This window comes from Sporolactobacillus nakayamae (assembly GCF_900113325.1).
Classification (GTDB): Bacteria; Bacillota; Bacilli; order Bacillales; family Sporolactobacillaceae; genus Sporolactobacillus; species Sporolactobacillus nakayamae.
This window is the reverse complement of the sequence record NZ_FOOY01000003.1, coordinates 35,622-50,281: the sequence shown is the minus strand read 5'-3', so window position 1 is coordinate 50,281 and position 14,660 is coordinate 35,622. Positions and strand designations below refer to the sequence as shown.

Annotated in this window: 14 protein-coding genes; 4 read left to right on the top strand and 10 right to left on the bottom strand. The window is 42.4% G+C overall.

Annotated elements, in window-relative coordinates; genetic code table 11:
* Positions 1-8: 8 nt before the first annotated feature.
* Positions 9-1,004, bottom strand: coding sequence for a thiamine pyrophosphate-dependent dehydrogenase E1 component subunit alpha (locus tag BM003_RS00260; RefSeq protein ID WP_093668910.1), 996 nt, complete (start codon positions 1,002-1,004; stop codon positions 9-11).
* A 121-nt stretch (positions 1,005-1,125) separates the two neighbouring features.
* On the bottom strand, positions 1,126-1,911 hold the full coding sequence (locus tag BM003_RS00255; RefSeq protein WP_093668908.1) for an SDR family NAD(P)-dependent oxidoreductase: 786 nt from the start codon (positions 1,909-1,911) through the stop codon (positions 1,126-1,128).
* Positions 1,912-2,222: 311 nt separating this feature from the next.
* Here BM003_RS00255 and BM003_RS00250 point away from each other — a divergent pair, with 311 nt between their 5' ends.
* Positions 2,223-3,458 (top strand): ammonium transporter, encoded by a 1,236-nt coding sequence (locus BM003_RS00250; protein ID WP_093668906.1) that lies wholly within the window; start codon positions 2,223-2,225, stop codon positions 3,456-3,458.
* 722 nt (positions 3,459-4,180) lie between these two features.
* On the opposite strand, the gene rnz is transcribed toward BM003_RS00250, so the two are convergent.
* The 3 genes from rnz to BM003_RS00235 are packed head-to-tail and all read right to left on the bottom strand — an operon-like array spanning position 4,181 to position 7,537.
* Positions 4,181-5,116 (bottom strand): ribonuclease Z, encoded by a 936-nt coding sequence (rnz, locus tag BM003_RS00245; protein ID WP_093668904.1) that lies wholly within the window; start codon positions 5,114-5,116, stop codon positions 4,181-4,183.
* A gap of 27 nt (positions 5,117-5,143) precedes the next feature.
* Positions 5,144-6,376: a DNA polymerase IV gene (locus BM003_RS00240; protein ID WP_093668902.1), complete on the bottom strand. Its 1,233-nt coding sequence runs from the start codon at positions 6,374-6,376 to the stop codon at positions 5,144-5,146.
* Between the two features lie 39 nt (positions 6,377-6,415).
* On the bottom strand, positions 6,416-7,537 hold the full coding sequence (locus BM003_RS00235) for a M20/M25/M40 family metallo-hydrolase (protein WP_093668900.1): 1,122 nt from the start codon (positions 7,535-7,537) through the stop codon (positions 6,416-6,418).
* A gap of 179 nt (positions 7,538-7,716) precedes the next feature.
* On the opposite strand from BM003_RS00235, the gene prli42 reads away from it, so the two are divergent.
* Entirely contained in the window at positions 7,717-7,824 is a 108-nt protein-coding gene (prli42, locus tag BM003_RS17475; RefSeq protein WP_177184557.1) for a stressosome-associated protein Prli42, read from the top strand.
* On the opposite strand, the gene BM003_RS00230 is transcribed toward prli42, so the two are convergent.
* The 3 genes from BM003_RS00230 to BM003_RS00220 all read right to left on the bottom strand — a co-directional run bounded on the left by BM003_RS00230 (position 7,817) and on the right by BM003_RS00220 (position 10,850).
* Positions 7,817-8,896: a HAMP domain-containing sensor histidine kinase gene (locus tag BM003_RS00230; RefSeq protein ID WP_093669647.1), complete on the bottom strand. Its 1,080-nt coding sequence runs from the start codon at positions 8,894-8,896 to the stop codon at positions 7,817-7,819. The genes prli42 and BM003_RS00230 overlap by 8 nt on opposite strands.
* Before the next feature lie 14 nt (positions 8,897-8,910).
* Positions 8,911-9,582 carry a response regulator transcription factor gene (locus BM003_RS00225; RefSeq protein ID WP_093668898.1) on the bottom strand — a complete coding sequence of 224 codons (672 nt, stop codon included), beginning with the start codon at positions 9,580-9,582 and terminating at the stop codon, positions 8,911-8,913.
* A 332-nt stretch (positions 9,583-9,914) separates the two neighbouring features.
* The gene (locus tag BM003_RS00220; protein ID WP_093668896.1) at positions 9,915-10,850 is read right to left on the bottom strand and encodes a DMT family transporter; all 936 of its coding nucleotides are present in this window, start codon (positions 10,848-10,850) and stop codon (positions 9,915-9,917) included.
* Positions 10,851-10,971: 121 nt separating this feature from the next.
* On the opposite strand from BM003_RS00220, the gene BM003_RS00215 reads away from it, so the two are divergent.
* A complete protein-coding gene (locus tag BM003_RS00215) occupies positions 10,972-11,841 on the top strand; it encodes a LysR family transcriptional regulator (protein WP_093668894.1) in 870 nt (289 codons plus the stop codon).
* Between the two features lie 184 nt (positions 11,842-12,025).
* Complete coding sequence (locus BM003_RS00210; RefSeq protein ID WP_093668892.1) at positions 12,026-12,301, top strand: chorismate mutase; 276 nt, start codon at positions 12,026-12,028, stop codon at positions 12,299-12,301.
* 59 nt (positions 12,302-12,360) lie between these two features.
* Here BM003_RS00210 and BM003_RS00205 read toward each other — a convergent pair whose 3' ends face one another.
* Together BM003_RS00205 and BM003_RS00200 are read right to left on the bottom strand one after the other, a co-directional pair.
* Positions 12,361-13,650, bottom strand: a complete 1,290-nt coding sequence (locus BM003_RS00205) for a dihydrolipoamide acetyltransferase family protein (RefSeq protein WP_093668890.1) — start codon at positions 13,648-13,650, stop codon at positions 12,361-12,363.
* A gap of 18 nt (positions 13,651-13,668) precedes the next feature.
* Positions 13,669-14,652, bottom strand: coding sequence for an alpha-ketoacid dehydrogenase subunit beta (locus tag BM003_RS00200; RefSeq protein WP_093668888.1), 984 nt, complete (start codon positions 14,650-14,652; stop codon positions 13,669-13,671).
* Positions 14,653-14,660 lie beyond the last annotated feature (8 nt).

Below are 14,660 nucleotides of genomic sequence, written 5' to 3'. Positions count from 1 at the left end.
CAATCGGTTTAATAAGAAACATATACGTCAGTGGTGACTTCTTTAGCATCTGGGAATGGGCTTTCTTCACTGAATCGGATTGCTTCATCTATTGATGCCTTTACTGCATCGTCAATTTTTTTGATATCTTGACCGGTCAGGATTTTTTGCTTTTTAAGATAGTCTTGGAATCTGACAATGGCATCGTCTTCAGTGATTGCCTTTTTCTGTGCTTCTTTATCTTTATAGGATTGTGTGTCACCTTCAAAATGTCCGAAATCACGATAGGTCATGCATTCTAGAATCGTAGGACCCTCGCCCTTTCGCGCACGAGCCACAGCTTTTGCTGCTGCTTCATATACTGCAGGAAGATCTTTTCCATCCACCGTTTCGCCAGCGATTTTATATACTTTAGCAAAATCTGCTATTTGATCTGCTGCTGCTGCATAGTCGAAGGTTGACGCTTCTCCGAATCCATTATTCTCACAAACAAAAACGACCGGCAATTTCCAAATAGCCGCCATGTTTACCGCCTCATGGAATGTGCCATGATTGCTCGCACCATCTCCGAAGAAGCATACGGCCACATTTTTTGTTTTCTTTACCTTTGCTGTTAGACCCGCGCCAATTGCTAGCGGCAATCCCGCACCAACAATACCGTTCGCGCCCAACATGCCTTTTGATACGTCGGCGATGTGCATCGATCCGCCTTTGCCTTTGCAAAGACCCGTTGCCCTGCCATAGATTTCCGCCATCATACCATTCAAATCACAGCCCTTAGCAATGCAGTGACCATGTCCCCGGTGTGTGCTTGTGATGCTGTCATCGTCAGTTAGATGCGCACAAACACCAACGGCTACAGCTTCCTCGCCAGCATACAAATGAACAAATCCAGGGATTTCACCCTTTGCAAAAATATCATGTACAGCAGTTTCAAATTGGCGAATTTCTTGCATTTTCGTGTAAATCCATTTTGCTTTCTCAACGGTCATGTCTTTAGCAGCTACTTGTGTTTCAGTTTGCATTCTGACTCCTCCCGTCATTTACCACTCACAAAGCATTGATGTAAGCGCTTTCCTACATATCAATAATACATTATTTGTATACGTTATGCAAAGAATATGTATGCGCATTTTTCTCTAAGATCTATTTCATTTTCAGGAACGAACCAAAGAGCTTTTCAAACACAGCTGGGATCAATTGATAAATTTTATTGCATATACCCATATACCACGGAATGTTTACTTCTCTCTTTTTCTTTTCGATCGCACGCATAATTTTTTCAGCTGTTGTTCGTGCGTCAAGCATGAAGCGACCGACATTCTCAACATAGTGACCTGACGGATCGGCAAAATTATGAAATGGCGTGCGGATCGGCCCAGGATTTACAACGGTAACACGAATCCCCTTACCTTCGAGTTCCATCCTCAATCCATTTGAAAATCCGATTACAGCATGCTTCGTAGCTCCATATATCACCGATTTTGGAGTCGTAATGATTCCAGCGATCGAAGAAATATTGACGATATGTCCACCATGTTTTTCCCGGATCATCATCGGAATTACCGCTTGAGTACAATAGATAAGACCGCGTACATTCACATCCAGCATTTGATCGATGATTTGATTATCCATATCAATAAATGGCTGAAATTTTCCGATTCCAGCACAATTAATTAAAATGTCGATCCTCCGAAAGCGCTGGCTGAGTCTCTGGAAAAGGGAACGAACAGCTTCTGCCTCACTTATATCTATTGAATAATAAAATGATATTCCGCCTTCGATTTCGATTTGTCTTTGTATTTCGGCGAGCTTCTCAGCGTTACGCGCCAACATAATAACGTTTGCTCCTTTTGACGCAAACAAACGAGCGAGCTCACTTCCAAGCCCGCTCGAAGCTCCAGTAATAACAATTGTTTTGTGTTGAAACATAGACTGTATACCTCCAATGGCAAATCCTCACACAGGACTACCCACTTATTATAATAAAAAACAAATTTAATGGAAATTAATCTCATCAGTATTGTTACATGACATTGAACTTACCTTCAGTTAAATTTCGAAATGCCATTTTAAATCACTTTTGGAAGATATATGCCGTTTAAATAAGCTAAACATTAAAATAATTGTCGAAATTGAAAAGGCTTACATAAATAAATGAATATTTTTAATATTTTGTTGTAACTTTTACTGACATGATATGTTATAATTACTTCATTCAAAAAAAGGGGGCATCAGATTACATGAAAGAATTATCTGTAAGCGTTGATTCATTGTGGGTATTGATTTCAGCTATTTTAGTTCTTCTTATGCAAGCAGGTTTTGCTTTTCTTGAAGCAGGTTCACTGCAGAGCAAGAATGCAGGACATATTACAGGCAAGCAGATTATTACTCTCGCTGTTTCATCAATTGTTTTCTGGGCAGTTGGTTACGGAGTAGCATTCGGAGAAGGCAACGCATTCATTGGAACTTCGGACTTTTTTCTAAACGGTGTTCCAAGCGGTGCTGATTCGATTTTCGTTCTTTTCCAAACTGCTTTTGCCGCTGTATCATTGGCAATCGCGTGGGGCGGTTTTGCTGAACGTGCAAAGCTCGCTGTTTACTTTATTTTCGGTACAGTGTTTGTCGCTATTATTTATCCGGTTGTCGGCCACTGGGTATGGGGCGGCGGCTGGCTGTCCACTCTTGGCATGCAGGATTTCGCCGGATCGACAGTCGTTCACCTTCAAGGTGCAACTGCCGCATTGGTTGGTACATTGCTTCTCGGACCTAGAATCGGCAAATTCATAGACGGAAAAGCGAAAACAATTCCGGCTCACAGCATTCCATTTGTTTATCTTGGTACTTTTATTCTTTGGATTGGCTGGTTCGGATTCAACGCCGGCAGTACAGTCAGTGTAGGCAACGGAGAATTCTTCGGCTACGTAGCACTGACTACAAACCTCGCAGCAGCTGCCGGTGCTCTTGGCGCTTTGTTCACCGCGATGGCTCTCAGAAAAACAGCAGACATCGGCGCAATGTGTAACGGTGTTCTTGCAGCATTGGTTGCCATCACAGCATCCTGCGCATTCGTTGAACCTTGGGCAGCTATTGTTATCGGTGCGATTGCCGGCGCGTTCACATACTGGACTTCGATCGCTCTTGAAGCAAAAGGCCTTGACGATCCGATCTATGCATTCTCTGTTCATGGTATTTCCGGTGTCATCGGAACACTTTCAACAGGATTCTTTGCAGCACCTGCCTTGGTTAAAACTGCTGGTGTCGGTAAAGCAGGTCTCTTCTATGGTGGCGGCTTCCATCAGCTTGGCGTTCAGGCACTCGGTGTCATTACAGCATTCGCATTCGTTGCAGTTGCTTCATTCATTGTTCTTTCAATTATCAAAGCGACTATTGGACTTCGTATTTCTGCTGAAGCAGAAAAAGCCGGTCTTGATGTCAGCGAACACGGTGCGTACGGCTACGGTGAAACTGAAAAGTAATGAATCACCACTATTACTTAATGAATTAACAACGTACATGTGAAAAAGGTTCCCGAGTTTCGGGAACCTTTTTTTGCACTATAAATACCCCTTAGAATTCGAAGCGAAAATAAGAAAAACCAGGCACAGCCCAGTCCTTACTTCCGCAGGATGCGGTGACTTTCCGCGTTGCATACAGGACATATGCGTCATTAGCGAAAGATCCTTACATACGAAAGCTCCTTTACTCCTAATACCGTTTTGAATCATTAACCTTGTCTTGAACAGACATTTCTATTTCAGAAATCATTTTGATCCTTAACTAAGTAACGCGGACGGAATAAAATAAGCGGAGATTTTCCGGTTATATGCATCCTGGCGCTTGTTTCACAGGTACATAAGGGTAATTTTTCCGCTTATGCACAGAAAAGCCCTCCATTTTCACGTTTTTCGATTCGATAAGCGGAATTTCTCCGTCTATTTAAGCAATTTTTTCATTCATTTTCTAAATAAGCGGAATTTTTCCGTTTATTCCTAAGATTGGGCGCTAACCTGATCACCCAATCGAATCTTATGATCTTATCGTCGTACCAGCAAGGAAAAACGATATACTTTTGTACGTTAAAAAATAGGGCATATTATTTTCATTCAAGCAAGCGGTGTCCCGTGCCCCTCAAGCGGGTCATGAATGTTTCTTTTCATATGAAAAAGGTGCAACCAAAGCTGCACCTTTGCCTGCACTATCATTTTCTTGGTTGGTGCTTTAACTCAAACGTCCACAAGTCATGAGCTACATAGGTCTGCTTAAACACTTCTTTCGCTTCTTCAAGCAAGGCTAACTGCTCTCTTTTTTGATAGCGAGAACTTAAGTGTGATAAAATCAGCACCTTTGCCCCAGCTTTTTGCGCAATCTCTGCAGCCTGAAGCGAGGTTGAATGATGATACTCATGGGCAAGACGTGCAGAATCACCACGGAATGTCGCCTCATGTACAAGAACATCAGAATCTCTTGCAAGCTGAAGCGCTGCACCGCATGGTCGTGTATCACCTAGAATGCTGATATGACGACCCTTTCGCTTTGTTCCGATGAAAGGCGCAGTCTTCAAAATACTCCCGTCCTGAAGTACTACCTGCTCTTGTTCTTTTATTTCTTTATAAATTGGACCTGGGCGTACCCCTATGCTGACCAACTTATCAACTAATAGTTCACCAGGCTGATCTTTTTCGCTAATCCGATACCCATAACTTTTTATTCCATGATCCAACTCACCTGCTGTTACAACGAAGTGTTCATTTTCATATACTTCACCCTCAGAATCGATTTCATGAAAAGTTATCGGATAATAAAGGTGAGTGCCGGATAAACGAAGAGAAGTTTCCACATACTCTTTTAGGCCTTTTGGTCCAACTAATGTTAAAGGAGAATCAGCCCCTTGAAATGAACGACTGCCAAGAATTCCCGGCAAACCAAAGATGTGATCTCCATGCAAGTGTGTGACGAAAATAACAGAAAGTTTCGTCAGCTTTACCGAAGTATAAAGAATTTGCCGCTGGGTACCTTCCCCGCAGTCAAAAAGCCAGAGCTCTCCATCATATTCCGGAAAGCTCAATGACAAAGAAGTCACATTTCTTTCCTTTGCCGGCATCCCCGCTCCCGTTCCTAAAAACGTAAATTTCATTTCAACCATCCTTCTACAGCTTAAACGTCAATTATATTTATTAAGTGGTACTTCCAATTTGGAAGTTGTATCCGTTCGTTTCTTATCAAGCAGTCGCGTCGCTGGTAATAAGGTATTCTCACCAAACTGATCATTAATTTTATCGATGAGGTCAACAATCCGCTCCGTTTGTGCATCCTCCTGGTATGAAAACAGATCAAGTTGTTTCGTTGAATCAACAACAGATTGAAATGACGCAAGAGTGATCCCAAGAAGACGAACATCTTTACCGTTCCAATTCGCTTGAAATACCGAAAAAGCGAGGCACTCTATTTCATCCAAGTTACGTAGAGGCTGAACCGTAGTTTTATGCCTCGTAATCGTCTTCCAATCATGAAAACGAATCGTCACAATGATTTCATAGCTCGCCACATGCTCTTTTTTTATTTGCAACGCAAGTTTCTTCGAGAGCTGATGTAACGTCTCACGGATCACACCAACCGCATGCGTGTCTCGGGATAAAGTAACTGAATGGCCAATGCTTTTATAGCGATCCCAAGCGTCAGGATCAACCGAGCGATTATCGCGTCCATTCGCCATATCGTAAAGGCGTCTGCCGTTCACTCCATAATTTTGCTCAATTTGTTGGGGATTTTGCTTCGCTAAATCCCCAATTGTTTCTATACCGGCTGCTCGAAATTTCTTTTCTGTTTTTGGACCGACGCCATGCATTTTTCCAATTGACATCGGCCATAAAATCGCAGCTAACTCACGTTTCCGAATAACAAACATACCCATTGGTTTTTTCATGTTTGACGCCATTTTCGCTAGAAATTTGTTTGGCGCGATGCCAATGCTGCAAGGCAAGCGCAATTGACTAGCGATTCGATTTTGAATCTGAGTTGCAAGCTCCATGGGATGAACACGCTGAATCAACGCGCTGACATCGAGGTAACCTTCATCAATCGACGCTTTTTCAACGAACGGCGTGTACTCCTTGAGCATATCAAACAATTGCTCCGAGGTTTGATGGTACAAAGAAAAATCAGGATGCCGTACAATAAGATCCGAACATAGCGTTCTCGCCTCACGAACCGTCATCGTTGTCCGAATTCCCAACTTTCTCGCTTCGTAGCTGCTTGTCACGATAATGCCATGGCGTTCCTCAGTTTTCCCAGCGATTGCTAGCGGTTTGCCCGTCAATTCAGGATGATTGGCGATTTCAACTGAGGCGTAAAAGCTATTCATATCAATATGAAAAATGATTCTCGCACTCGCCATCGTCATTCTCCGCCTTTAACCTATTTATTCTCTCTCAGATTAATCTTTTTCAATCGCTTGATCAATTAATGCAAGGACCAATTCGCTCGTTTTGACCAGTTCTTTAATCGCTATTCTCTCCTTAACAGTGTGAATGTTCTCATAGCCAACGCCTAAATTAACAGTAGGAATTCCTTTGCCGCAAATGACATTGGCATCACTCCCGCCGCCGCTTTGTAGCAGACGCGGCGTTCTGCCAACAGATTCAATCGACTTTGAAGCAAGCTGTACAACAGCATCTTCGCTTCCAAAACGATAGCCCGGATACATAAAGTCCACATGAATATCCACGTTTCCACCCATTGCTGCAGCCGTATCTTCAAATGCATCAGTCATTTTCTTAATTTGCTTGTCCATCTTACTTTTAACAAGCGAACGCGTTTCCGCAAGCACTTTAACATGGTCACAAACAATATTTGTCGCTTGTCCGCCTTCAAAGCGACCAATATTAGCCGTCGTGTCCTTATCAATTCGTCCGAGTGGCATTTTGGCAATGGCTTTGGCGGCTAATGTGATTGCAGATACACCTTTTTCCGGTTCAATTCCAGCATGGGATGTTTTCCCAATTAAGTCCACGGATAATTTTGATTGAAAAGGTGCGGCGACAACTATATCCCCAACAGGTCCGTCACTGTCCAATGCAAATCCATAATCAGCATGAACCAAAGACATGTCCAGCGCCTTTGCGCCTAGCAACCCGGACTCTTCACCAATTGTAATAATGACCTGCACGTCAGCATGTTCCCGATGTTCATCCTTAATCACTTGAATTGCTTCCAGAACCGCTGAAATACCTGCCTTATCATCTGATCCAAGAATAGTTGTTCCATCGGAAGCAATGTAATCGTCCGTGATCACCGGCTTCACAGCTTTTCCGGGAAATACTGTATCCATATGCGTACCAAGAAAAACTGGCGTTCCTTTTACTGTTCCTGCCAAGGTACAGATGAGATTATTTGCGCCATGCCCCGTTGACTCCTTGGCACGATCTTCTTTCACATCCAGGCCGAGAGCTAGTAATTTATTTTTGAGCACTTCAAAAATTTGGCCCTCACTTCCCGTCTCTGAATCAATCTTAACTAATTCGCAAAAACTGTTAACCAAGCGTTCTTTATTAATCATTCCATTCACTCATTTCATTTGCATTTTTAATGATGTAACTCCGCTCATTTTCGTTCTATCGATTTCGACATAACTATAATAGCATACCAATCGTACTAAATAGATGAAGACGATTGAAAAAGCCCCACATTTTCCTCTATAATAAACAGTAATCCATAATGAAAGGAATTATCAGCTCGATGCCTAAGAAACTATTTAAAGTAATTGTTTACTTAATGATTGGTGCACTTGTTCTCTCAACAGTTTCTGTCTTTATCATTTCGATTATTAACGAAACGCTCAACTAAGTTGATTCGATTGTACCTCGTTCTCCTTATCAAGAATGATTGTGAAGGTTGTTCCCTTTCCGCAGTCGCTGCTCACATGAATTTCTCCGTGATGCACATCAATAATTTTCTTTACAATGGAGAGCCCTAAACCATTACCTCCTTGCTGACTGCTTCTTGAACGGTCTGCTTTATAAAAACGTTCAAAGAGATGAACGAAATCCTCTTGTTTTATTCCCACTCCTGTATCAGACAGTCGGAATATAATCCGATCTTTTTGATTCTTTAATTCAACATGAATTTCTCCATCGTTCGGAGTGAATTTGATGCTGTTATGAATCAAATTCATCCACACCTGATTCATTAACTCACGATCAGCATGGATAATGACCGGTTCAAGTTCAATGTTCATAGTTAAATTTTTCTTATTCCACTGCGGTTCAAGAGCGAGCAAACATGATCTGATTTGCCGATCCGGTCGGTAATCGACCATATGCATGGGATGTCTTTCGTTCTCCAGCGTTGTCAATTTCAATAGATTGTCGCTTAGCTTTGAAAGACGATCGGTCTCCGTTTGAATAATTCTTAAATAGTGTGCGCCTTTTTCTTTTGATAATTGATCATTCTCCAGAGCTCGCGCAAATCCTTTAATCGACGTCAGTGGTGATTGAATCTCATGCGAAACATTCGAAATAAATTCTTGACGGACACGTTCCAATTGTCCGAGTTCCTTTGCCATATAATGCACACTGTCAGCCAGCTGCACAAAAGGATTATGCCGGTTCCCCCCTCTTTCTAAAACCGGAACATCCAACTTAATCTCAAAATTGCCTTTCGCCATCTGCTGAATCGCCTGAATGATTGTCTGAAGATAGTTCAACCGTTTAGGTTTCGTATACTTGCCGATCTTCGCCATGACAAAGCCAAAGAGGATGATGCCAAGAAGTGCACTTGCGACATGAAGCAGTAGTGGTGGTAAACTCGATCCGTAATAGTGAAACATAGAACCAATCACCACATAAAAGAACACCCAGAAACTGTTAAGTAGAAGCAGCATCAGAATGAACAAACCATGTACCTTAATTTTTTTCATGGGCCATTTTCTCATTATGACTCTTCCAATCGGTATCCGATACCTCGGACTGTTTTGATTTCAAACCTGCATATGTCTGCGTCGAATCGCTCACGAAGCCGTTTAACGTGAACATCAACAGTCCGTTCATCACCTTCGTAATCATAGCCCCAAATATTTTCAATTAAATCATCTCGAGTAAACGTTCGCCCCGGCGTGCCTGCAAGCATGAATAACAATTCAAACTCCTTCATCGGAATCATTATGGACTCCTTTCCATTAGAAATAGTATACGATTTTCGATCCAAATTCAGGTTACCAACATGTATGGTTTGGGAAATGGAAACTTGATAGCGTTTCAATAGTGCTTTGACACGCATGACTAGCTCAATCGGTTCAAAAGGTTTTACGAGATAGTCATCTGCCCCAAGTTCAAATCCCTTAACTTTTTGCATCGTTTCGCCCTTAGCAGTTAACATCAGAATCGGCGTTTGAGAGGATTGGCGAACCTCTTGACAAAATGTCCATCCGTCCATCTCCGGCATCATAATATCAAGAATAATGAGACCAACAGATTCTTGTTCTAATTTTTTTAAAGCTTGCACACCATTAGCCGCTTCGAGACAAGGCAGATTCTCATTTTCAAGAAAAACAGTGACCAATTCACGAATATGCGGGTCATCATCGACAACGAGAATTTTATTCAACGTATCTAACTCCCTTTTACTATGTCATTTATATCCTTTTATTGTGTCGTTTAACTATGAACAGAAAATGAACCAAGTACCTATTAAAAAATCTTCCTTACAGCATAACGCACCACAAGGTTTACTATTCATTTCATCCACTATTTTTAGTTTTTTAGTAAGTTAATTTAATTATAGCACATGTGTTCGTACACATTGAATTTTACATACGCAAGAATGTTAAGAAAAATTGGCGTTTCCTATTGCTCTTTGTCGAAGAGCAATAGGAAACGCCAATACCGTTATACCCTTATAAATGTGAGGTCTTCATCATAAAATAAGTTCTACAAAATTCAAATTTTTTTTGGTAATTTATGAATTGATTTTATTTTTTTTTGAAAAAAATGGGCCAAACGAAGCTTCTGTGCTGACTGATTTAACACATGAACGTTCATTTCCATGACCGCAATGCTTAATAGTACGAGTCCCGCTCCAACATAGCCCCTAGCCGATAACGTTTCACCGGTGAACGAATAAGCAAAGAGAGCTGCAAAGACCGGCTCTAATGTAAAAATAAGTCCTGCATGATTAGATGTCGTGAATCTTTGTGCAATGGTCTGCATCATATACCCTGCCGCACTGCACAGGATGCCTAAACCCAGAACGGATATCCAGGCTGCAGACGTTCCGGGCAAATGGGGCTTTTCGAACAGGAAGGAAATGATCAGTGCCAATATACCTGTGAACCCCATCTGCCAGATACTGAAAGCAATTGTACGAACATGTTTAATCATCCGGCCAGCGAGTACAATATAGCCGGCGTTGAACATTGCCCCTAAAATACAAAGCAGATCGCCTACTCCCAATTTTATTGAAGCAGTCCCTGTCAAAAGAAATATGCCAATTAGCGATATTATCGCGCCTGCCGTCACCCGATGTTCCGGCATTCTTCGCATGATCAACGCATGAAACAACGGAACAAAAATAACAGTAAGGCTGACGAGAAATCCAGCCTTGGATGCTGACGTTGAGAACATGCCGAACATGATACAAACAAAGACGCCAAGCAACATGATACTTTGAACCAAGCTGTAAATCAGTGTCCTCCTGTCCACCGTTCGAAACCATTTAAAAAATATGAGTGCAGTGATAGCAAAAGCAACTAAAAATCGGAGTGCAATCAAATTAAAAACGTTTAGGGCATCCAATCCTACTTTCATAAACAGATAAGAAGAACCCCAGAAAGCCGTGACAAGGACAAGCATAAGATCAGCTCTTTGTTGATTCAATTGTTACACCTCACTAACTTTTATCATTTTCTAGAATTAGTATAAGCGTTGTGTTACCATTAATAAAATGAATGTTTATAATATAATTTATGAAATAATTTCATTCTATATTGAGGGTAAAATGAGCTTAATAAAATACCAAATACTATCAAAAGTTATCGCATTAAATAGTTTTACAAAAGCTGCAAATTATCTTGGATTAACTCAGTCTGCAGTCAGTCATGCAATCACTAGTTTGGAAAATGAATTTGGCTTCAAACTGATTAGCAGGGATCGATCAGGAATCACGTTGACCCGTGAAGGTGATCTTCTTCTTCCCTCAATCAACAAGGTGCTGCAGATGGATGAGAATGTGCATCAAGAAGCCTCTTCCATCCTGGGTGTCCAAAAAGGAATCGTCTCAGTCGGCGTTTTCACAAGTGTGTCCAGACATCTATTGCCCAAAATAATTCAGACGATGGATGACCGTTACCCTTTGGTGAAGATTCGGCTGTTTGAAGGAAATTATGAAGAGATTGAACAAGCAATGATACGCGGTGAACTCGATTGCGGCTTTGTAAATAAAACGAAGATGAATTCATTCCAAGTGACACCATTAAAAAAAGACCGTATGCTCTGCATTGTCTCGCCAAAAAGTTCACTATACAATCAAAAAACGATTTCCTTCAATCAGATTGAAGATGAGCCCTTTATAATGCCTGCATTTGGCGGTTATCATGAAGTCAAACGTCTTTTGGCAGAACATCACTGTGCACCGAACATCCGATTTGAGCTTATGGAGGAAAATGCAATTCTTGCAATGGTTGCTCATCATCTTGGCATCAGTATTTTGCCCGAACTTGTCCTGCCAGATAATATTGCGCCGTTACAAGCGATTTCTTTCTCAACGGACAGTTTCCGAACCATTGGACTTGCAACGCGAATACCCGCCTCTCCAGCCGCTAAATGTTTCGCTGATATTACCCGAGGCGTGATTGCGAGAGATGATTGATTAAGAAGCGCGGCAACGGCCGCATTTTTTTGCAATGGAAGGAAAAACAAGTGTAAGTAATCCGGCACAGTAAGAGAACTTTCGCTGACTACGCCATCGACGTGACCGCAGGCATTCGAGCCCGGAATTGGTCTTTGCGCCACTTGATTCAAAAGTTTAATAATAAAAGATTGGAGCATTGATAATGAGCGATTTGCGTACGTATCGGCAGGAAATTGATGCCATTGATGAGCAATTGAGCTGCCTATTAAATCGTCGAATGAATATCTCGCGCTCAGTAGCTCTTTTTAAAGAGAAGCATGGGTGTGCTGTTCTTGATTGTTCGCGCGAAAAAGAGATCATTCAAAAAGCTCGTGATCGAAGCGCTCGAGATGAATTGAAGACTTATCAGGAAGCTTTTTTCAAACATCTAATGAAGCTCAGCCGTGATTATCAGCAGAGATTGGTAGAAACGAAATAAACGCATGCCCCCCATTCACGCGAATAGGGGGCATGCGTTCTAATACTGACCTCGTTCAATTAATAGATCGGCGTATTTTCAGGATTAATATTCTCAAGTAATTCTTTAACACGTGCAAGAAAGCGTCCCGTGATCAATCCATCAAGCACGCGATGATCGATCGAAATACATAGATTGACCATATCCCGAATTGCGATCATGTTGTTAACGACAACTGGGCGTTTAACAATTGATTCGATCGAGAGGATCGCTGCCTGAGGATAATTGATAATCGGTTGTGATTGAATAGAACCAAATGACCCTGTATTATTCACCGTGAATGTGCCGCCTTGCATGTCTTCAGGAGAAAGACGATTTTCGCGAACATTGACAGCAAGCTCATCCACCGCGAATGCGAGACCTTTAATACTTTTCTCATCCGCATTCTTGATCACAGGCACATACAAAGCTTCATCGGCCGCGACAGCAAGCGAAATATTGACTGCTTTCTTTTCAATAATTTTGTCGCCTGCCCATGTGCTGTTGATTCTTGGAAACTCCTTAAGTGCGGCAACAATCGCCTTCATGAAAAATGGCAGATAGGTGAGTTTATGCCCTTCCTTTTTCAAGAAAGCACCTTTGATTTGATTTCTGTAGTTCACCAGATTTGTAACATCAACTTCGATCATCGTCCAAGCGTGTGGGATTTCATGCTTACTGCGCAGCATGTTCGATGCGATCGCCCGCCGGACACCGGTTAGTGCAACGACATGATCACCAGCCTCGTTTTCATACGTTCTCGATGCATGGGCCACTGCTGGTTCTACCGCTTCTTTTGCTACGGCTTCTGAGAAACACCCGACGCTAGACTGCTGTGCAACACTTGCATCTGCCACAGAGTTTACTGAAGAAGACTGGAGAAAATTCTCCACATCCTTGCGTGAAATCCGTCCGCCCCTGCCTGTTCCCTTAATCTGATTCAGATCAAGCTCGTTCTCCTGCGCAAGACGCAATACGGCAGGTGAATAACGCTTCTTCATTGATGTATCCTGATTCTGCTGCATGTTTTCAGAAACAGTACCCGCAGATGAAGTATTTTTCACCAGCTTATCAACCGTTGTCTCTGCCCCTTCAACTTCTATGGAGCATATGGGTTCGCCAACCGGTAACGTATCTCCTTCGCCAACGAACAGTTCGGTGATTTTCCCTGAAAAACTTGATGGAATTTCCGCGTTTACTTTATCTGTTGTTACTTCGGCAATCGGATCATATTTATTTACCGTGTCTCCTACAGAAACCAGCCATTGACTGATCGTTCCCTCGGTCACACTTTCTCCTAATTGCGGCATCGCCATTTGTTCGACACTCATTTTGCTGCCCCCGTCCTTTTAAAATTCAGCTAAATCACGGATTTCGTGTTCTACTTGTTCCGGCTTGACCATAAACGCATGTTCCAGTGGACCGGCATAAGGCATTGCCGGCGCATCAGGAGCAGCAAGCCGTCTTATCGGCGCGTCCAAATCAAACAAACAGTTTTCAGCAATGATTGCCGCCACTTCACTGATCACACTGCCTTCTTTTGTATCTTCGGTAAGAAGCAATACTTTTCCTGTTTTCTTCGCCGCTTCACTAATTGCCTCTTTATCCAATGGATAAACGGTGCGCAAATCAAGAATATGCGTTGAAATGCCTTCACTTGCGAGTTTTTCAGCCGCTTGAAGCGCTTCGTGCACCATTAAGCCGTAAGTAATGACTGTGACATCCGTCCCCTCACGTTTGACATCCGCCTTGCCAATTGGAATAACATATTCGTTTTCAGGAACTTCGCCTTTAATTAAACGGTACGCCCGTTTATGCTCAAAGAAGATGACCGGATCATTATCGCGAATTGATGCTTTGAGCAATCCCTTCACATCATACGGCGTTGACGGAATCACGATCTTTAGACCGGGAACATTCGCAAAAATTGCTTCCATCGATTGTGAGTGATACAGTCCACCGTGTACACCGCCTCCGAATGGTGCGCGGATCGTCATTGGAACCGACCAATCATTATTGGAGCGATAGCGTGTTTTAGCTGCCTCAGATATGATTTGATTGGCTGCCGGCAACATAAAATCAGAGAACTGCATTTCTGCAACAGGGCGCATGCCGTACATTGCCGCGCCAATTCCAACACCGGCAATTGCTGATTCAGCAAGCGGCGTATCGATAATGCGATTCTCACCATATTTCTCAAACAATCCTTTAGTTGCTTGGAATACGCCTCCTCGCTTGCCGACATCTTCACCCATTACAAAAACAGTATCATCGCGACTCATTTCTTCATCTAGAGCCTGAGTAATGGCTTCAATATATGAAATTACAGGCATTTGTTCTC